The sequence below is a fragment of the Demequina silvatica genome, from assembly GCF_000971215.1.
In the GTDB taxonomy this organism is placed as follows: domain Bacteria; phylum Actinomycetota; class Actinomycetes; order Actinomycetales; family Demequinaceae; genus Demequina; species Demequina silvatica.
In genome coordinates, this window is record NZ_BBMA01000012.1 from 56,066 (window position 1) to 74,120 (window position 18,055).

Genomic DNA, 18,055 nt, shown 5'->3' on the forward strand with positions numbered 1-18,055 from the left:
CCGGACGGTGGTCCGCGCCCAAGAAGCCATTCGCACAGGAGACTTCGTGGGGAACTTGCTGGCCGCGGTCGTGAGCGCTGAAGCCACCGACTCGGGAGAGTCGAAGAGCTACATCGAGAGGATGTTCAGCTCGGACGGCTTCCACGCCCCGTCGATCACCGACTTCTTCCCCCCGGCCATCTTCGGCGATGGCACCATCTTCGAGTTCAACCGCATCATGATGGTCCGCGTCATCGCGGCCATCGCGCTGATCGCCCTGTTCTGGTTCGTCGCGAACCGCGCGAAGGTGGTCCCCGGCCGCCTCCAGGGCGCCCTCGAGATGATGCTCGACTTCGTCAAGGACCAGATCGTCGAGCCCGTGATGGGCGCGGAGACCAAGAAGTTCCTGCCGATCCTCACCACGATCTTCCTGGCGATCACGTTCTTCAACATCACGGGCGTGATCCCGTTCCTCAACATCGCGAGCACGTCGCTGATCGGCCTGCCGATCATCATGGCGCTGTGGGTCTACGTGCTGTACCTCGCGTACGGCATCAAGAAGCACGGCCTGGGCGGGTACCTCAAGAACAACCTGTTCCCCCCGGGCGTGCCCAAGGCGATCTACCTGCTGCTCACGCCCATCGAGATCCTCCAGGTGTTCATCCTGCGTCCCGCGACGCTCGCGCTGCGACTCGCGGCCAACATGATCGCGGGTCACCTGCTCCTGGTCCTGTGCTTCTCCGCCACGCAGTACTTCTTCTTCGCTGCGGCGGGCGCGATGAAGTCGATGGCCGCGGTGACGTTCGCCGCCGGCTTCGCCTTCACGCTGTTCGAGATCTTCGTCGCCCTGCTTCAGGCGTACGTCTTCACCATGCTTGCGGCCGTGTACCTCAACATGGCACTCGAGGAAGAGCACTAAACCCCAAGCCTGCGCGGCCGGAAGCCCCGGCCTCGTCACAACGGAAGGAAACACACAGTGGACACCACCACTCTCGCTGAGGTCTCCGGCAACGTCGCGACCATCGGCTACGGCCTCGCCGCGATCGGCCCCGGCATCGGCCTGGGCATCCTGATCGGCAAGACCATCGAGGGCATGGCGCGCCAGCCTGAGGTCTCCGGCCAGCTCCGCGCCACCATGTTCATCGGTGTCGCGTTCGTCGAGGTGCTCGCGCTCCTCGGCCTGGTCACCGGCTTCATCTTCTGATGATGCTCGCCCAGACTCTGCTTCTCGCGGAGGAGGCGCACACCACGGAGGTGGAGGGCGCGGATCTGATCCTGCCCGCCCCCTACGACCTGCTGTGGTCGATCGTGATCTTCGCGATCATCGCGGTGGTGTTCACGCGGGTGTTCCTCCCGAAGATCCAGAAGGTGCTCGACGAGCGCGCGGAGCTCATCCAGGGCGGCATCGAGAAGGCCGAGAAGGCTCAGGCCGAGGCCGCCGCCGCGCTCGAGGAGTACACGGCTCAGCTCACCGAGGCCCGTGCCGAGGCCGCGCGCATCCGTGAGGACGCCCGCGTCGAGGCCGCGCAGATCCTCGCCGAGGCCCGCCGCCGTGCGGGCACGGACGCGGAGCGCATCGTCGAGACGGCCCAGCGCCAGATCGACGCCGAGCGCCACCAGGCCGTGGTGTCGCTGCGCTCCGAGGTGGGCACGCTCGCGACCGACCTCGCGTCGCGCATCGTGGGCGAGTCGCTCGCGGACGACGCGCGTCAGCAGCGCGTGATCGACGCGTTCCTGACCGAGCTCGAGACGACCGTCAAGGCGGAGGGTTAAGCACATGCGTGGAACGAGCCAGGCGTCGAGAGACGCGGTGCTCCGTGAGTTCGAACCGGTGGTGACGGCGAGCGGAGCCGAGGGCCTGGTCTTCGCCGAGCAGCTGTTCGCCGCCGTCGACGCGATCGACGCGTCGGGCTCGCTCCGCCGTGCGCTCACCGACCCCGCCCGGTCGGCCCAGGCGAAGGCCGGACTGGTCGCCGCGGTGTTCTCGGCGTACGACGCGAGGGTCAAGGACGTCCTCGCGTCGTTCGCCGGTGCCCGCTGGTCGGCCGAGCAGGACCTCGCCGAGGCGATCGACGACGCGGGCGAGCGCGCGATCTTCGCGTACTCGCAGACGCAGGGCACCCTCGACGAGGTCGAGGAGCAGCTGTTCCGCGTCCAGCGCGAGCTGGTCGCGAACCGCGAGCTGCTGTCCGCGCTCAGCAACCGGTCGGCCACCAAGGAGGCGCGTGTCGCGCTCCTCGACGGTGTGCTCGGCGGCAAGCTGGTCCCCACGACGGAGGCGCTGCTGCGCCGGGTCGTGGGCAACCCGCGCGGACGTCGCCTCATCCCGGCGATCGACGCGCTGCTCGAGTCCGCTGCCGAGCACCGCGACAAGGTCGTGGCGCAGGTCACGGCCGCGGTCGAGCTCAGCGCCGCCCAGCGCACGCGCCTCGCAGGCATCCTCTCGGGGGCTTACGGACGCGAGGTGCTCATCAACGTCGCCGTGGACCCCGAGGTCCTGGGCGGCATCCGAGTTCAGGTCGGGTCCGAGGTGGTGGACGGCACCGTGCTGTCCCGGCTGGACGAGGCACGACGACGACTTGTCGGCTAGACCCGACGCACCATTCGCCGCCACCGCGGCACTGACAGGAGAGATGGCATGGCAGAGTTGACGATCAGCCCCGACGAGATCCGGGCTGCACTCGACAGCTACGTGAAGTCCTACGAGCCCAAGGGCGCCGTGGTCGACGAGGTGGGTCGCGTGACGCTCGCGGCCGACGGCATCGCGCAGGTCGAGGGACTTCCGGGCTGCATGGCCAACGAGCTGCTGCGCTTCGAGGACGGCACGCTCGGCCTCGCGCTCAACCTCGACGTCCGCGAGATCGGCGTCGTGGTGCTCGGCGAGTTCACCGGCATCGAGGAGGGCCAGGCGGTGCACCGCACCGGCGAGGTGCTCTCGGTCGCCGTGGGCGACGGCTACCTCGGCCGCGTGGTGGACCCGCTGGGCAACCCGATCGACGGCCTGGGCGAGATCGAGACCGAGGCGCGCCGCGCCCTCGAGCTCCAGGCGCCCGGCGTCATGCAGCGCAAGTCGGTGCACGAGCCGCTGCAGACCGGCCTCAAGGCCATCGACGCGATGATCCCGATCGGCCGCGGCCAGCGCCAGCTGATCATCGGCGACCGCCAGACCGGCAAGACCGCCATCGCGATCGACACGATCATCAACCAGAAGGCGAACTGGGAGACCGGCGACCCGACGAAGCAGGTCCGCTGCATCTACGTCGCCATCGGCCAGAAGGGCTCGACCATCGCCTCCGTGCGTGGCGCCCTCGAGGAGGCCGGCGCGCTCGAGTACACGACCATCGTCGCGGCCCCCGCGTCCGACCCGGCCGGCTTCAAGTACCTCGCGCCCTACACCGGCTCCGCGATCGGCCAGCACTGGATGTACGACGGCAAGCACGTCCTCATCATCTTCGACGACCTGTCGAAGCAGGCCGAGGCCTACCGCGCCGTGTCGCTGCTGCTGCGCCGCCCGCCGGGCCGCGAGGCGTACCCCGGCGACGTGTTCTACCTGCACAGCCGCCTGCTCGAGCGTTGCGCCAAGCTGTCGGATGACATGGGCGCGGGCTCGATGACCGGTCTGCCCGTCATCGAGACCAAGGCCAACGACGTCTCGGCGTACATCCCGACCAACGTGATCTCGATCACCGACGGCCAGATCTTCCTCCAGTCGGACCTGTTCAACGCGAACCAGCGTCCCGCGGTCGACGTCGGTATCTCCGTGTCGCGCGTCGGCGGTTCCGCGCAGGTCAAGGCCATGAAGAAGGTCTCCGGCACGCTCAAGCTCGAGCTCGCCCAGTACCGTTCGCTCGAGGCGTTCGCGATGTTCGCGTCCGACCTCGACGCGGCCTCGCGTCAGCAGCTGACCCGCGGCGCCCGCCTGATGGAGCTGCTCAAGCAGCCCCAGTACTCGCCGTTCCCGGTCGAGGAGCAGGTCGTGTCCGTATGGACCGGCACCAAGGGCAAGCTCGACAAGATCGCCGTGGGCGACGTGCTGCGCTTCGAGCGCGAGCTGCTCGACCACCTGCGTCGCAACACCTCGATCCTCGACGACATCGCCTCGACGGGCCAGCTCTCGGACGACAACGAGTCCGCGCTGCACACCCACGTGGACGACTTCGTGTCGACCTTCCTCGAGGGTGAGAGCGTGAACCTCTCCACCGAGTCCTCGGTGGACGACGGCGAGAGCGTCGCGGTCGAGCAGGAGCGCATCGTCGCGGAGAAGAAGTAGCCGATGGCCGGACAGCAGCGCGTCTATCGCCAGAAGATCAGGGCGACCAGCTCGCTCAAGAAGATCTTCCGCGCGATGGAGCTCATCGCGGCCTCGCGTATCGGGAAGGCGCGGCTCCGTGTGGAGCACGCCACCCCGTACACGCGGGCCATCACCCGCGCGATCAGCGCGGTGGCGGCGCACTCCAGCGTCGACCACCCGCTGACGACGGCGCGCACGGACACGGGCCGTGCGGCCGTGCTGGTCATCAGCGCGGACCGCGGCATGGCGGGCGCCTACTCGGCGAACGTCATCCGTGAGGCCGAGCGCCTACGCGGCCGCCTGCAGGCGGACGGTAAGGAGATCGTGCAGTTCGCCGCCGGCCGCCGCGCCGTGTCGTACTACGCGTTCCGCCGGCGCGAGCTCGCAGGCCAGTGGACCGGGGCCTCGGACGCCCCGGACCGCGAGACGGCCCGCGAGATGGCGCGTGCCCTCTTCGAGCGCTTCCAGGTGTCGAAGGAGGACGGCGGGGTCGACGAGATCTACATCGTCGGCACCCGGTTCGTCTCGATGGTGACGCAGCAGGCCATGGTCCTGCGTCTCCTGCCGCTCGAGATCGTCGAGGGCGTCCAGGAGACGGAGGAGGGCGAGATCGAGCCCCTCTACGACTTCGAGCCGTCCGCGGAGCAGGTGCTCGACGCGCTGCTCCCGCGCTACATCGAGTCGCGCATCTTCGGCAGCCTCCTGCACTGCGCGGCCTCCGAGCTCGCCAGCCGTCAGCGCGCGATGAACACCGCGACGTCTAACGCGGAGGACATCATCCGCAACTACACCCGGCTCGCCAACCAGGCGCGTCAGGCCGAGATCACCCAGGAAATCAGCGAGATCGTCTCGGGCGCAGATGCGCTCGCGGCCTCGTGACAAGAAGCGAGAGATCCATGACCACCACCGCAGAGACCACCCCGGCCAACGCCGCGGACGCGCCCGTCGTCGGTCGCGTCTCGCGAGTCGTCGGCCCGGTCGTCGACATCGAGTTCCCGGCCGACGCGATCCCCGACATCTACAACGCGCTCACGGTCGACATCGACCTGTCCTCGCAGGGCGAGGGCGAGGGAGTGCTGCACATGACCCTCGAGGTCGCGCAGCACCTCGGTGACAACCTGGTGCGCGCCATCGCGCTCAAGCCCACCGACGGCCTCGTGCGCGGCGCCGAGGTGTCCGACACCGGCGCGCCCATCTCGGTGCCCGTCGGCGACGTCACCAAGGGCCACGTGTTCAACGTGACCGGCGAGGTGCTGAACGGGAAGGAGGGCGAGAAGATCGAGATCACCGAGACCTGGCCCATCCACCGCAAGGCTCCCGCGTTCGACCAGCTCGAGTCGAAGACCCAGATGTTCGAGACCGGCATCAAGGTCATCGACCTGCTCACCCCGTACGTGCAGGGTGGAAAGATCGGCCTCTTCGGTGGTGCGGGCGTCGGCAAGACCGTCCTCATCCAGGAGATGATCTACCGCGTCGCCAACAACCACAACGGTGTGTCGGTGTTCGCCGGTGTGGGCGAGCGCACCCGTGAGGGCAACGACCTCATCGAGGAGATGACCGAGTCCGGCGTCATCAAGCAGACGGCGCTGGTGTTCGGCCAGATGGACGAGCCGCCGGGCACGCGTCTCCGCGTCGCACTGTCGGCGCTGACGATGGCGGAGTACTTCCGCGACGTGCAGAAGCAGGACGTGCTGCTGTTCATCGACAACATCTTCCGCTTCACGCAGGCGGGCTCCGAGGTGTCGACCCTGCTGGGCCGCATGCCGTCCGCGGTGGGCTACCAGCCCAACCTCGCGGACGAGATGGGCCAGCTCCAGGAGCGCATCACTTCGACCCGCGGTCACTCGATCACCTCGCTGCAGGCGATCTACGTGCCGGCGGACGACTACACCGACCCGGCCCCGGCCACCACGTTCGCGCACCTCGATGCGACCACGGAGCTCTCGCGTGAGATCGCGTCGCGGGGCCTCTACCCGGCCGTGGACCCGCTGACGTCGACCTCGCGCATCCTCGACCCGCGCTACGTGGGCCGCGACCACTACGAGACCGCGAACGCCGTGAAGTCGATCCTCCAGCGCAACAAGGAGCTGCAGGACATCATCGCGATCCTCGGTGTGGACGAGCTCTCCGAGGAGGACAAGATCATCGTCGCGCGTGCGCGCAAGATCCAGCAGTTCCTCTCGCAGAACACCTACATGGCGACGCAGTTCACCAACGTGCCGGGTTCGACCGTGCCGCTGTCCGAGACCGTCGAGGCCTTCTCGGGCCTGGTCAACGGCAAGTACGACCACATCTCGGAGCAGGCCTTCTTCAACATCGGTGGTCTCGAGGACCTCGACAGGAACTGGGCCCGCATCCAGAAGGAGATCGGTTGATCATGGCCGGTCCGCTCACCGTCGACGTCGTCGCCCCCGACCGGGTTCTCTGGTCGGGGACGGCGGAGCGTCTCATCGCCCCGACCGTGGAGGGCGAGATCGGCCTCCTCACCGGGCACGAGCCGGTGCTGTCCGTCCTGCGGACCGGCACCGTGCGCGTGCGCGGCGGGGCCGACGGCGACGCCGAGTTCGCCATCGACGGCGGCTTCGTCTCCTTCGACCGCGACGTCGTCACCGTCGTCGTGGAGCCCGCGGCCCCCGCGGGCGAGGCCGGGGAGACGGCCGCTCACTGATGCGGGTGGTGATCGCGCGCTGCGCGGCCCGGTACACCGGGCGGCTCTCGGCGCATCTTCCGCTCGCGACCCGAGCCATCATGGTCAAGGCCGACGGCTCGGTCCTGCTTCATTCGGACGGCGGCTCCTACAAGCCGCTCAACTGGATGAGCCCGCCGTGCACTCTGCGGACCTCCTCCGTCACGGAGGAGGCCGCGGAGCGCGGCGTCACCGAGGTGTGGGTGGTCCAGCACGACAAGACGGACGACCGCCTCGAGATCGACCTCCACGAGGTCCTGTCCGACACCGAGCACGAGCTCGGCGCGGACCCCGGCCTGATCAAGGACGGCGTCGAGGCGCACCTCCAGGAGCTGCTCGCCGCGCAGATCACGCTGCTGGGCGACGGCCACAGCCTGGTGCGCCGCGAGTACATGACCGCGATCGGCCCGGTCGACATCCTCGCCCGCGACTCCGCCGGCGGCTCCGTCGCCGTGGAGATCAAGCGCCGCGGCGAGATCGACGGCGTCGAGCAGCTCACGCGCTACCTCGAGCTGATGAACCGCGACCCGCTGCTCGCGCCCGTGCGCGGCGTGTTCGCGGCGCAGGAGATCAAGCCGCAGGCCCGCGTCCTCGCGGAGGACCGCGGCATCCGCTGCGTGCTCCTCGACTACGAGGCCATGCGCGGCAACGAGGACCTCAGCGACCGCCTCTTCTGAGCCCGCCGCAGGCGGCCCGGCACGCGACGCGCGGAGCCGACCCCCGCATCGTCCCTCCGGGACGCTCACCGTGCTTTCCGGGCGACCTGTGCGCGCTGCGGGACAGCCCACCTCGGACTCCCGGTGCGCCGCGAGTTCGGGCGTCCCGCAGGACGCATCAGCCAAGCGAAAAGCACGGCGAGCGTCCCGGCGCCGCCGTGGCGGGCGGACGCCGCGGTGGCGGGCGGACGCCGCGGAAGCGGGCACCGCGGGACGCGGGTCGAATCGTTTCGGCTAGGCTCGCGCCATGACCTTCCCTCAGGACTTCATCTTCGGCGCGGCCACCGCCGCCTACCAGATCGAGGGAGCCGCCACCGAGGGCGGTCGCGGCCCGTCGATCTGGGACACCTTCACCCACACGCCCGACAAGGTGGTCGGCGGGGACACGGGCGACGTCGCGTGCGACCACTATCACCGGTGGGAGCGCGACATCGACATGATGGTCGACCTGGGTCTGCAGGCGTACCGCTTCTCCATCTCCTGGCCGCGCGTCCAGCCCACGGGCACGGGGGAGTTCAACCAGGAGGGCATCGAGTTCTACAAGGCCCTGGTGGCCCGCCTGCGCGAGCGCGGCATCACGCCTCTCGCCACGCTGTACCACTGGGACCTCCCGCAGGCGCTGGAGGACCAGGGAGGCTGGCTCAGCCGCGACACCGTAGACGCGTTCGTCGCTTACGCGCTGCGCATGACCGAGGAGCTCGGCGACGCCGTCCAGACCTGGGCCACCTTCAACGAGCCGTGGGTGAGCTCGTTCGTGGGCTACGGCGCCGGCGCGCACGCCCCCGGCCACGCGGACGACGTCGAGGGCCTCACCGCCGCCCACCACCTGCTGCTCGCCCACGGCCGTGCCTACCGCGCGATCAAGGCCGTGCGCCCTGAGATGCAGGTCGGGATCGTCAACAACTCCCACACGCCGCGCCCGTGGGACCCCTCGAACCCGCTGGACCGGGACGCGGCCGCGCACATCGACGCGCTCGCCAACACGATGTTCCACCAGCCGTTCATCGAGGGCACCTACCCCGCCATCCTCAGGCCGAACACGGCGCACCTCACCGATTGGTCGTTCGTGCACCCCGGCGACCTCGAGGAGATGCACGGGACCGTGGACTGGTTCGGCGTGAACTACTACGCCTCGCACGTGGTGAGGCACCACGCGAACAAGGCCGCCGCATCGTCCGACGTCGCGACCCTCGCCGACGGCCACAAGGCCGGCGCGAACTCCCCGTGGCCCGGAGACGAGCAGATCGAGTTCATGACGCCTCCCGGCGAGCTCACCGCGATGGGCTGGAACACCGACCCCGGCGCGCTGCACGCGCACCTCATGAAGATCCACCGCGAGACCGGCAAGCCGCTGTACGTGACCGAGAACGGCGGCGCGTGGGACGACGTGCTGGGCGAGGACGGCCGCGTGAGGGACGATGCGCGGGTCAGGTACCTGCACGACCACCTGCGGGCGGTCGAGACGGCCATCGCGGAGGGCGCCGACGTGCGCGGCTACATGGCGTGGAGCCTCATGGACAACTTCGAGTGGGCGCAGGGCTACGCGAAGCGCTTCGGGCTGGTGCGCGTGAACTACGCGACGCAGGAGCGCCGCTGGAAGGACTCCGCGTACTGGTACAGCGCGACCATCGCGCGCCGCGACCCCCTGCCCGTCGCGGAGCTGGACGCGCAGGTGGAGACGCCCGCGCGGACGTACTGACGCCGGCGGCTCCGTAGACTGGAGGGCATGCCCTCCGGTCGTCGCTCGTCCAAGCGCCCGTACGGCCAGCCGCACCAAGAGCTCGACGTCGACCGCGCGTGGGGCAACCGCGCGCGGATCGAGCCGGGACCGCGCGGCGAGGACTACTACGTCGCGATCCCGCGGCCCACGGACCGGACGTTCGTGTGCCCGGGCTGCCAGGGGGAGATCTCCGGCGCGGTGCAGCACGTGGTCGCGTGGCCGGTCGAGAGCATCATGGGCGCGGAGGCGGCCGCCGAGGCCCGCCGCCACTGGCACACCGGCTGCTGGCAGGGCTTCGGGCGCGCCCGCTGAGCGCCCTGAGAGAGGACACCATGCAGGAGGACCTGGTCGAGCTGCGCTCGATGACCGTGCTGCGCGCGGACCGCGAGGACATCGAGCTGCGCACGGAGGACGGGCTCACGCTCGTGGGCGAGCTCGCGCTGCCGGCCGAGGGGCCCGTCACCGCGACGCTCATCACGCTCCACCCGCTGCCCACGCACGGCGGCTTCATGGACTCGCACGTGTACCGCAAGGCCGCGTGGCGGCTGCCGGCGCTCGCCGGGGTCGCCGTGCTGCGCTTCAACACCCGCGGCACGTCCTCGCCGCGGGGCACCAGCGAGGGCGGGTTCGGCGAGGGCGTCACCGAGGCCGCCGACGTACGCGCCGCAGTCGACTTCGCCGTAAGCCGCGGGCTGCCGCACCGGTGGCTGGTGGGATGGAGCTTCGGCACTGAGCTCACGCTCATGCACGGCGCGGACCTCGACGTCGAGGGCGCGATCCTGCTGTCGCCGCCGCTGCACCGCGCCACCGACGCGGACCTCGAGCGGTGGGCGGCCACCGGCAAGCCCGTGACGGCCCTGGTGCCCGAGCACGACGACTTCCTCCAGCCCGCCGAGGCGCGCGAGCGCTTCGCGCCGCTCACGCAGCTCGAGCTGGTCGACGTGCCGGAGGCCAAGCACCTGTGGGTGGGGGAGAGGTTCGTGAAGCTGGTGCTCGACGCGATCGTGGCGCGCGTCGCGCCCGACCGCGCGCCGCTGCCCGACGCCGTCCCCGCGTCCATGGTGGAATGAGGTCAGCCCGCCCCGAGAGGAGAAGCCCGTGAGCCTGGTCCCCGACGGCACGCCGCTGGTGCTGCTCAACGCGTTCCCCGTCGACAGGGCCCAATGGGACCCGCTGCTCGACGCGCTCCCCGTGCTCCCGGGCGACATCATCACGTTCGACGTCCCCGGGATCGGCGACATGCCGCTGCCCGAGGAGGAGCCCTCGCTCGAGCTGATCGCGGACGCCGCGGTGCTCGCCATGCGCGAGGTCACCGGCCGCGACAAGGCCGTGTGGGTGGGCTGCTCGATGGGCGGCTACATCGCCATGGCCGTCGCGGAGCGGCACCCCGAGGCCGTGGCGGGGATCGGGCTCCTGGGCACCCGCAGCACCGCGGACACGGACGAGGCCCGCGAGGCCCGCCTCGCGCTCGCGGAGCGCGTGGACGGCGCGGAGGGCCACCCCGACGCGCGGGGCGCCGCGGAGGGCCTGGTAGGTACGCGGGACGATGCGCGGGACGCCCTGGTCGCGGCCGTCGCCGCGAACATCGCACGCCACGGCGGCGACGGCATCGCGTGGGGTCAGCGCGCCATGGCGGCGCGCCCGGACCGCACGGCCGTGCTCGAGGCGCTCGACGTGCCCGCCTTCGTGGCCGTGGGGGAGCACGACGCGATCGCCGGGGTGGACGCCGCCCGCACCATGGCGGAGGCCCTCGGGGTCGAGGCGGAGGTGCTCGCCGGGGTGGGCCACCTGAGCGCGTGGGAGGCGCCGGAACGGGTCGCCGCCCTGGTCGCGGGCCTGGTCGACCGCGCTGACGCGGGCTGAGCCGCGGCCCGCGCGCTGCCGGCGCGGCGCACCCGCCGCACCGGCGTCACGCGTGGGCGACTTGTCCCGCGTTTCCGATTTGTGAAATGTGGTCGACGGCCCTGGCGCGTCTCGCGCGGCCGTGCCACCATGGCGTGCGGGGGGCACCTCACCACGAGGGGGGCGTGAGGTGCTCCCCTCTCTCATGCCCGGGCGAGCCGCCGGCTCAGCCCCAGCGGTTGCCGCCGTCGAGCCGCAGCCGCAGGGCCTCGGTCAGGGGCAGCGACTCGCCGTCGCGGCCCCCGCGGCCCAGCTCGAGAGGCGGGTCGGAGGGGGAGAGGATCGCGCCGCGCAGGCGCTCCTTGAGGCCGCCCGGCGTCGACAGCACGTAGAAGCGTCCCTCCGCGTCCACGCCGACGGAGCGGTCCCTCTTGAGGTACCAGCCCCGCACCTGCGTGCGCACGCGCGCCGAGCCGCTGTACGTGCGCGCGGTGAGCACCTCGGTGTCCACTCCCGCCGCGACCGCGTCCTTCGCGAACGCCGCCAGCAGCGCGGCGGCCTCGCGCGACTCCGCCCGCCTGCGGGCGTCGAGCGCGTCCGCGAGGCGCTGGTGGTCGTCGCGCGACGCCATGTCAGGCCTCGCTACGCTCGGCCTCGTGCTCCGCCTGGAGGCGGCTCGCGCGGGCGAGGTTGCCCACCGGATCGGAGGACAGCAGGCCGCGGAGGTCGTCGAGGTAGGTGGTGATGGACTCGCGCTGGCGGTTGAGCTCGTCGACCTCGCGCGCGGCCATGGTGCGCTCGCGCTCGGCGTCGCTCACGGCCTCGGAGATGATCGCCTCGGCGTGCTCGCGCGCCTCGGAGACGATCTCGTCGGCGTTGTTGCGCGCGTTGGTGAGCAGCGTCTGCGAGTGGACCTCCGCCTCGCGGCGCACGGACTCCGCGCGCTCGAGGGTCGCGCTCAGGCGGTCCTCCGCCTCGGCGGTGCGGCGCTTCGCGTCGTCCACCATCGCGGCGGTCTCCGCGGTCGCCTCCTCGTGGCGGCGGGTGAGCTCGCGCTCCGCCTGCTCGCGCTTGGTCACCACGTCGAGCTCGAGGTCCTCGCGGGTGCGGCGCGCGTCCTCGTGGGCGGCCTCGGCCTCGGCCTGGGCCTCCTCGCGCATGCGCGTCGACTCGACCGTCGCGGTCTCCATCAGGCGCTTCGCCTCGGCCTTCGCGTTCGCGAGGGCGTCCTTCGAGTCGCGGTCGGTGGACGCCCGCAGGTCGGACGCCTGCTGCTGGGCGCGCGCCAGGGCGGACTCCGCCTCGCGGGTGAGGCGGGCGGCCTCGGCGTCCGCGGTGGAGCGCAGCTCGGCGAGCTCGGCGTTGACGGTGGCGCGCAGGTCCGCGGTCTCGGACTCGGCGGCCTGGCGCATCTGCAGGGCCTCGGTGGTGGCGGCGCCGCGCACCGCGGTCGCCTCCTCCTCGGAGGAGCGGCGGAGCTCGCCCGCCTGCCGGCGCGCGTCCTTGAGCAGCGCCTCGGCCTCCGCCTGGACGGACTCGGCCGCGGCCTGGCCCGCCTGCCGCTGCTCGGCGATCTCGGCGTCGACCTCGTCGCGCACGTCGGCGACCTCCTGGTCGGCGGCCTCGCGCACCTGGGTCGCGTAGGAGTCCGCGTCGCGACGCTGCTGCGCGGCGTAGGCGTCCGCGTCGCGGCGCTGCTGGGCCGCATAGGCGTCCGCGGCGCGGTGCTGCTCGGCGGCGTAGGCCTCGGCGGTCTGGCGCTCCTTGGTCGCGTACGCGTCCGCGACACGGCGGGTCTCGCCCGAGTAGCCGTCGGCCTCGCGGCGCGTGTCCGCGTCGTAGGCGTCGGCGTCCTGGCGCTGGGCGGCGACCAGCTCGTCGTGCTCGCGGCGCAGCGCGGCCAGCTCCTCGTCGGTCGCCTCGCGCTGCTCGGCGTCCCACGCCGCCGTGGCGGCGCGAAGGGCGGCCACCTCGGCAGCGGCGGTGCGACGCTCGTCCGCGGTCCACGCCTCGGTCTCGTCGCGCAGGGCGGCCACCTCGGCCTCGACCTGCTTGCGCAGCGTGGTCGCGTAGGTGTCGGCGTCCTCGCGCAGCGCGGCGACCTCGCCCTCGACGCGCTTGCGCAGCGCGCCGGCGTAGCTGTCCGCGTCCTCGCGCTGCGTCGCCGCGTAGGCCTCCGCCTCGCGGCGCAGGTCCGCGGCCCACGCCTCGGCCTCCTCGCGGTGCGCGATGGCGTAGGCCTCGACCTCGCGGCGCTCGGTCGCGGCCCACGCCTCGGTGGCCTCGCGCAGCGCGGTGACGGTCGCGTCGGTGTCGCGGCGCTCGGCCGTCGCCCACGCCTCGGTCTCCTTGCGCAGCGTCGCGGCGAACGCCTCGGCGTCGCGGCGCTCCGCGCCCGACCACGCCTCGGTCTCCTGACGCAGGTGCGCGACCCACGCCTCGGTCTCCTGACGGAGCTCCGCGGCGTACGCGTCCGCGCTGTCGCGCGCCTCGATGGCCTCGGCCTGGGCGGCGGTGCGCAGCGCGGCGGTCTCGCGCGCCGCGACGGCGCGCTTCTCGGCGACGTCCTGCTCCGCGGCGTGGCGCAGCTGGGCGACGTCCTGCTCCGCGGTGTGGCGCACGTCCGCGACGTACGCGTCGGCCTCGCGGCGCTGCTGGCCGGTCTCGCGCTCGGCGAGCGCGCGGAGCTGGGCGGCCTCCTCGGCAGCGATCCGGCGCGCCTCCGCGGCGTCGTGCTCGGCGGCGTCGCGCGCCTCCTGCGCCTCCTCGGCGGCCTCGGCGAGCGCGGCGGCCGCGTCGTTGCGCATGGTCGCGGCGTCGCTCTCGGCGGAGATGCGCATGTCCGAGGCCTCGGCCTCGGCGATGGCGCGCAGGTTCGCGGCCTCGCGCTCGGCCTCCGCGATCGAGTGCCCGGCGGCGGCCTCGGCGGCCTTGCGGGTCGCGGCGGCCTCCTCGCGCGCCTCGCCGACGGTCCGCGCGGCGTCCGCCTTGAGCCGCTCGGTCTCGACGCGGGTGGCCTCGGTGAGCTCGTCCGCCTCGGCGTGCGAGGCGGCGAGGAAGGATGCGGCCTCGTCGCGCAGGCGGCTCGACTCCTGGTGCGCGTGCGCGAGCTTCTGCTCGGAGTCCGCGCGCGCCGCGTCGACCAGGTCGGCGGCCTCGCGCTGGCTGGTGACGCGCAGCTCGGTGGCCTCGCGCTCGACGCTCGCGCGCAGCGTGTGCGCCTCGCGCTCGCCGGTGGCGCGCGCCTCGGCGGCCTCGGCCTCGGCGGAGGAGCGGACGCGCTCGGCGTCGCGCTGCGCGCGCTCGAGCGCCTCGCCCGCCTGCCGCTCGGCGGCCTCGCGCAGCCCGGCGGCGGTGTGCTCGGCCTGGGTCTTGATCTCGTCGGCCTCGCGGCGGCTCTGGGCGAGGATCTCCGCGACCTCGTTGTCCGCACGTGCGCGCAGCTGCTGCGCGGCGACGTTCGCGCGGGCCACCGTGTCCTGCGCGTGCGTGTTCGCCCGCGCGATCACGTCGGACGACTGCTCCTCCGCGGACCGCAGCAGCTGCTCGACGCGCGCGCCCAGCCCCTTGTAGGTGGGCTGCTCGGCCTCGCGCAGCGACTTCTGCGCCTCGTCGAGCGAGGAGCGGGTCTGCTGGGCCTCGCGTCGCGCCTGCTCGACGGCGGCGCTCTGCTCGCGCACGGCGTCCTCGAGGCGGGCGATGTGGGCGGCCACGGCCTCGCGGTCATAGCCGCGCATCGCAAGCGGGAACGGCAGGTTCTCTTCGGCCATGACTCTCCTCGGTGCCGCGGCGGGGGGCGCCGCGGGTGTGGCATTCGACCCTCAGGGTAGTGCCCGTGCGGGGCGCGGAACAAAGTCGCCGGGAGCGGCGTTCGGGGCATGTCTCGTAGAGTGAACAGCGAGACGAACGGAGAATCACGTGACTTTGCGCACCACCGCGCTCATCGCGGGGGCGCTCGGGCTGCTCCTTCTTATCGGAGGCCTGATCGCCGACGCCATGCGTCCGGCGGCCTTCGGGACCCCGAGCGCCGCCGTCGACACCCCCGTGCTGATCATCGGCCCCGAGATGGTGGCCATGGCCCCCGGCGGCACCCTCACCATCGAGGGCGACGGCGAGATCGTCGCCTACGCCGGCCGCACCGCCGACGCCGAGGAGTGGGCCGCCTCCCGCGACGCCACCCGCCTCACGGGCGTCCCCACCTGGGACGACCTGTCCACCGAGGCCGTCGAGGCCACCGCCTCGCCGGAGCCGACCGCCTCGGCGACCCCCGCATCGTCCGCCGACGCGAGCGGCGAGCCGACCGCGGACGCCAGCCCCGCGGCCGCCGCGTCCGCGACGCCGTCCGCGTCCGCGACGCCCGATGCCGCCGCATCGTCCACCCCCGAGATCGCCGACATCTGGCGCGACTCGTGGGAGGGCGACGGCACCCTCACCCTCGAGGCCGACTCGCTGCCCGTGGGCCTGACGATCGTCGCGGAGTCCGCCGACGGCGCCCCGCTCACCGGCGTGGCGATGAAGATCGACCGCGTGGTCAACGACGGCTGGGTCACCCCGCTCAAGTGGTGGGGCGGCGTGCTCGCCGTCGTGGGCCTGATCGCGCTCGTGTCGCTGCTGGTGGACCACCGCGGCGCCGGCTCGAAGGTCGAGACCGCTGTCGCCGGCCGCAAGCCCGCCGCGCCCGCCTCCCCGGGCGGCCGCCGCGAGCGACGCGAGGCGATGACCGCCTCCGGCGGCATCCCGATCGTGGACGGCGAGATCGACCCGGCCACCGGCGAGCTCCCGGTCCAGGGGGACGATGCGCCGGCCGGCCCCACCGACGAGCGAGAGGAGCGAGCATGAGAAGGCAGGCGGCAGTCGCCGGCGCCGCGCTCGCCGGGATCGCTCTGCTCGCCGGCTGCACGCCGGCGGTCCCCGAGCCCGTGGCGGCGCCCGCCGCGCAGGAGAGCTCGGCGATCACGCAGACGCAGATCGACAGGATCGTGCCCGCGACGTTCGCGGAGCTCCAGGCGGCCGACAAGGCCAAGGACCCCGAGCTGCTGGGGGAGCGCGTGCAGGGCGCCGCCGTCACCGTGCGCGGCGTCCAGTACGAGCTCGCCGCGGCGGGCGACAAGTCCGCGGTGGAGAAGATCCCCGAGGCGCAGCAGGCGGTGTACGTCAGCGCCGAGGGCGTGTTCCCGCGCATCATGGTGGGCGTGACCGAGGCGCCCGAGGACGCGACGCCGCTGGTGCTCCTGTGGGAGCAGACGGACATCGACGCGGACTACGCGCTGATCGACTGGGCGCACATGGTGCCCGGCGCCACGCTGCCCGCGATGCCTGGGCCGGCGGTCGGCTCGAACCAGCTGCCGCTCGACTCCGACGCCGTGGACCCGACGCCCCGGAAGGTGGTGCGGGACTACGTCAAACTGCTGCGTCAGGGTCCCAAGAGCGAGTTCGCCGACGAGTTCGCGGCCGACACGTACCGGGCGCGGCTGTTCGCCGCCCGCAAGGTGCTGACCGCCGCGGCCAAGAAGGGCGACGGCAGCTACGTCGACACCGTGCAGGCGCGCGTCGACGAGACGTTCGCGATGGCGACCGCCGACGGCGGGGCGCTCGTGTTCGCGCCGCTCGTGGTGACGTCCTCGCTGCGCGTCAAGGGCGGCGCCACCGTGTCGATCTCCGACGCGGACAAGGCGCTGGTCAAGGGCAAGCTCAAGGACCGCGTCACCCACACGTACCGTGACCTGGTGGTCTTCCATGTGCCCGCGGACGGTCAGGGCAAGCCCGCCGTCGTCGCGGCCGACCACCACCTGATCAAGGTCGCGGCGCAGTAGCCCCGACCGGACGAGGAGACTCATGACGGACACCCCTGCCGCCCTGCGCGGCGCCGTCGACCTCGGGGCGCTCGCGGCGCGGTCGCGCCGCGCCGACTCGGGGATCGCGACCATCGACGAGGCCGCCTTCCAGGAGCTCGCGCAGCAGTCGCTGCAGCGTCCCGTGGTGATCGCCTTCATCTCCGCGGCGTCGCCGCAGAGCGAGGAGATGGCGCGCACGCTCGAGGAGGTCGCGGCCTCCGCCGGCGTGGGCGCCGCGGCGTGCGACGTGGACGCCCAGCCCGCGATCGCGCAGGCGTTCCAGATCCGCGCGGTGCCCGCCGCCGTGGCGCTGATCGGCGGCCGTCCCGCGCCGCTGTTCCAGGGCGCCGCGACGCGCGAGCAGATGGTCGAGGTGATGGGCCAGGTGGTCGAGGCCGCGCGGCAGATGGGCGCAGCCGAGGGGCTCGGGCCCGCCGGCGACGCCGCTCCGGAGCCGTCCGAGCCGCCGCTGCCGCCGCTGCACCAGGAGGCGCACGTCGCGATCGACCGCGGCGACCTCGACGCCGCCGAGGCGGCGTTCGACCAGGCGCTGCGCGAGAACCCCAAGGACCACGAGGCGCGCGCCGGTCGCGCGCAGGTGCGGCTGATGAACCGCTCGCGCACCGCGGACCTGGCGGCGGTGCGCCGCGCGGCAGCCGACGCGCCCGAGGACGTCGACGCGCAGCTCGCGGTGGCGGACATGGACGTGCTGGGCGGCCAGCTCGAGGATGCGTTCGGGCGCCTGGTCGAGCTGGTGAGGGCGACCGCGGGCGACGACCGCGATCGCGTGCGCGCCCGCCTGCTCGAGCTGCTCGAGGTGGTGGATCCGGCGGATCCGCGCGTGCTGCGCACCCGTCAGGCGCTCGCCTCGGCGCTCTACTGACGCCCCCGCCGCGGTTCGCTCAGCACGGTAGGCCAGCCGACACGCGGGCGATCACCCCTGTGGAAGGGGAGATCGCCCGCGTGTCGCGCCTGAGACCGTGCGCA

Annotated in this window: 18 protein-coding genes; 16 read left to right on the forward strand and 2 right to left on the reverse strand. The window is 72.6% G+C overall.

The window, feature by feature from the left end; all coding sequences use genetic code 11:
- The first annotated feature begins 46 nt into the window (after window positions 1-46).
- The 13 genes from atpB to AOM05_RS13445 all read left to right on the forward strand — a co-directional run bounded on the left by atpB (window position 47) and on the right by AOM05_RS13445 (window position 11,255).
- Complete coding sequence (gene atpB, locus AOM05_RS13385; RefSeq protein ID WP_369401121.1) at window positions 47-898, forward strand: F0F1 ATP synthase subunit A; 852 nt, start codon at window positions 47-49, stop codon at window positions 896-898.
- Window positions 899-955: 57 nt separating this feature from the next.
- The gene (locus AOM05_RS13390) at window positions 956-1,183 is read left to right on the forward strand and encodes an ATP synthase F0 subunit C (RefSeq protein ID WP_062291419.1); all 228 of its coding nucleotides are present in this window, start codon (window positions 956-958) and stop codon (window positions 1,181-1,183) included.
- Between the two features lie 2 nt (window positions 1,184-1,185).
- Window positions 1,186-1,752 (forward strand): F0F1 ATP synthase subunit B, encoded by a 567-nt coding sequence (locus tag AOM05_RS13395; protein WP_062291843.1) that lies wholly within the window; start codon window positions 1,186-1,188, stop codon window positions 1,750-1,752.
- Window positions 1,753-1,756: 4 nt separating this feature from the next.
- Window positions 1,757-2,569 carry a F0F1 ATP synthase subunit delta gene (locus tag AOM05_RS13400; RefSeq protein ID WP_062523070.1) on the forward strand — a complete coding sequence of 271 codons (813 nt, stop codon included), beginning with the start codon at window positions 1,757-1,759 and terminating at the stop codon, window positions 2,567-2,569.
- A gap of 48 nt (window positions 2,570-2,617) precedes the next feature.
- Window positions 2,618-4,249 (forward strand): F0F1 ATP synthase subunit alpha, encoded by a 1,632-nt coding sequence (gene atpA / locus AOM05_RS13405; protein ID WP_062523072.1) that lies wholly within the window; start codon window positions 2,618-2,620, stop codon window positions 4,247-4,249.
- A gap of 3 nt (window positions 4,250-4,252) precedes the next feature.
- The gene (locus tag AOM05_RS13410; protein WP_062523074.1) at window positions 4,253-5,149 is read left to right on the forward strand and encodes a F0F1 ATP synthase subunit gamma; all 897 of its coding nucleotides are present in this window, start codon (window positions 4,253-4,255) and stop codon (window positions 5,147-5,149) included.
- 17 nt (window positions 5,150-5,166) lie between these two features.
- Window positions 5,167-6,645: a F0F1 ATP synthase subunit beta gene (gene atpD, locus AOM05_RS13415; RefSeq protein WP_062523076.1), complete on the forward strand. Its 1,479-nt coding sequence runs from the start codon at window positions 5,167-5,169 to the stop codon at window positions 6,643-6,645.
- A 2-nt stretch (window positions 6,646-6,647) separates the two neighbouring features.
- Window positions 6,648-6,938, forward strand: a complete 291-nt coding sequence (locus AOM05_RS13420; protein WP_062523078.1) for a F0F1 ATP synthase subunit epsilon — start codon at window positions 6,648-6,650, stop codon at window positions 6,936-6,938.
- Window positions 6,938-7,633: an endonuclease NucS gene (nucS, locus tag AOM05_RS13425; RefSeq protein ID WP_062523080.1), complete on the forward strand. Its 696-nt coding sequence runs from the start codon at window positions 6,938-6,940 to the stop codon at window positions 7,631-7,633. Before AOM05_RS13420 ends, nucS begins: the two co-directional genes overlap by 1 nt.
- A gap of 286 nt (window positions 7,634-7,919) precedes the next feature.
- On the forward strand, window positions 7,920-9,371 hold the full coding sequence (locus AOM05_RS13430) for a GH1 family beta-glucosidase (protein ID WP_062523082.1): 1,452 nt from the start codon (window positions 7,920-7,922) through the stop codon (window positions 9,369-9,371).
- Between the two features lie 27 nt (window positions 9,372-9,398).
- Window positions 9,399-9,704: an Rv1322 family protein gene (locus AOM05_RS13435; protein WP_062523084.1), complete on the forward strand. Its 306-nt coding sequence runs from the start codon at window positions 9,399-9,401 to the stop codon at window positions 9,702-9,704.
- 20 nt (window positions 9,705-9,724) lie between these two features.
- On the forward strand, window positions 9,725-10,462 hold the full coding sequence (locus AOM05_RS13440; protein ID WP_062523087.1) for an alpha/beta hydrolase: 738 nt from the start codon (window positions 9,725-9,727) through the stop codon (window positions 10,460-10,462).
- 28 nt (window positions 10,463-10,490) lie between these two features.
- Complete coding sequence (locus AOM05_RS13445) at window positions 10,491-11,255, forward strand: alpha/beta fold hydrolase (protein WP_062523089.1); 765 nt, start codon at window positions 10,491-10,493, stop codon at window positions 11,253-11,255.
- Window positions 11,256-11,460: 205 nt separating this feature from the next.
- On the opposite strand, the gene AOM05_RS13450 is transcribed toward AOM05_RS13445, so the two are convergent.
- Window positions 11,461-11,865 (reverse strand): hypothetical protein, encoded by a 405-nt coding sequence (locus AOM05_RS13450; protein ID WP_062523091.1) that lies wholly within the window; start codon window positions 11,863-11,865, stop codon window positions 11,461-11,463.
- A gap of 1 nt (window position 11,866) precedes the next feature.
- On the reverse strand, window positions 11,867-15,004 hold the full coding sequence (locus AOM05_RS13455; RefSeq protein ID WP_062523093.1) for a hypothetical protein: 3,138 nt from the start codon (window positions 15,002-15,004) through the stop codon (window positions 11,867-11,869).
- 148 nt (window positions 15,005-15,152) lie between these two features.
- On the opposite strand from AOM05_RS13455, the gene AOM05_RS13460 reads away from it, so the two are divergent.
- The 3 genes from AOM05_RS13460 to AOM05_RS13470 are packed head-to-tail and all read left to right on the forward strand — an operon-like array spanning window position 15,153 to window position 17,951.
- Window positions 15,153-16,073 (forward strand): hypothetical protein, encoded by a 921-nt coding sequence (locus tag AOM05_RS13460; protein ID WP_156165199.1) that lies wholly within the window; start codon window positions 15,153-15,155, stop codon window positions 16,071-16,073.
- Window positions 16,070-17,047, forward strand: a complete 978-nt coding sequence (locus tag AOM05_RS13465; protein ID WP_062523097.1) for a DUF8094 domain-containing protein — start codon at window positions 16,070-16,072, stop codon at window positions 17,045-17,047. The genes AOM05_RS13460 and AOM05_RS13465 overlap by 4 nt, the downstream gene beginning before the upstream one ends.
- Before the next feature lie 22 nt (window positions 17,048-17,069).
- Window positions 17,070-17,951 carry a tetratricopeptide repeat protein gene (locus AOM05_RS13470; protein WP_062523098.1) on the forward strand — a complete coding sequence of 294 codons (882 nt, stop codon included), beginning with the start codon at window positions 17,070-17,072 and terminating at the stop codon, window positions 17,949-17,951.
- The last annotated feature ends 104 nt before the right edge of the window (window positions 17,952-18,055 follow it).

Coding starts and splice junctions, on each gene's coding strand:
- AOM05_RS13450 (WP_062523091.1), bottom strand. CDS start 11,865: ATGGCGTCGCGCGACGACCACCAGCGCCTCGCGGACGCGCTCGACGCC.
- AOM05_RS13435 (WP_062523084.1), top strand. CDS start 9,399: ATGCCCTCCGGTCGTCGCTCGTCCAAGCGCCCGTACGGCCAGCCGCAC.
- atpA (WP_062523072.1), top strand. CDS start 2,618: ATGGCAGAGTTGACGATCAGCCCCGACGAGATCCGGGCTGCACTCGAC.
- AOM05_RS13420 (WP_062523078.1), top strand. CDS start 6,648: ATGGCCGGTCCGCTCACCGTCGACGTCGTCGCCCCCGACCGGGTTCTC.
- AOM05_RS13400 (WP_062523070.1), top strand. CDS start 1,757: ATGCGTGGAACGAGCCAGGCGTCGAGAGACGCGGTGCTCCGTGAGTTC.
- AOM05_RS13455 (WP_062523093.1), bottom strand. CDS start 15,004: ATGGCCGAAGAGAACCTGCCGTTCCCGCTTGCGATGCGCGGCTATGAC.
- atpD (WP_062523076.1), top strand. CDS start 5,167: ATGACCACCACCGCAGAGACCACCCCGGCCAACGCCGCGGACGCGCCC.
- AOM05_RS13395 (WP_062291843.1), top strand. CDS start 1,186: ATGCTCGCCCAGACTCTGCTTCTCGCGGAGGAGGCGCACACCACGGAG.
- AOM05_RS13465 (WP_062523097.1), top strand. CDS start 16,070: ATGAGAAGGCAGGCGGCAGTCGCCGGCGCCGCGCTCGCCGGGATCGCT.
- AOM05_RS13430 (WP_062523082.1), top strand. CDS start 7,920: ATGACCTTCCCTCAGGACTTCATCTTCGGCGCGGCCACCGCCGCCTAC.
- AOM05_RS13410 (WP_062523074.1), top strand. CDS start 4,253: ATGGCCGGACAGCAGCGCGTCTATCGCCAGAAGATCAGGGCGACCAGC.
- nucS (WP_062523080.1), top strand. CDS start 6,938: ATGCGGGTGGTGATCGCGCGCTGCGCGGCCCGGTACACCGGGCGGCTC.
- AOM05_RS13440 (WP_062523087.1), top strand. CDS start 9,725: ATGCAGGAGGACCTGGTCGAGCTGCGCTCGATGACCGTGCTGCGCGCG.
- AOM05_RS13470 (WP_062523098.1), top strand. CDS start 17,070: ATGACGGACACCCCTGCCGCCCTGCGCGGCGCCGTCGACCTCGGGGCG.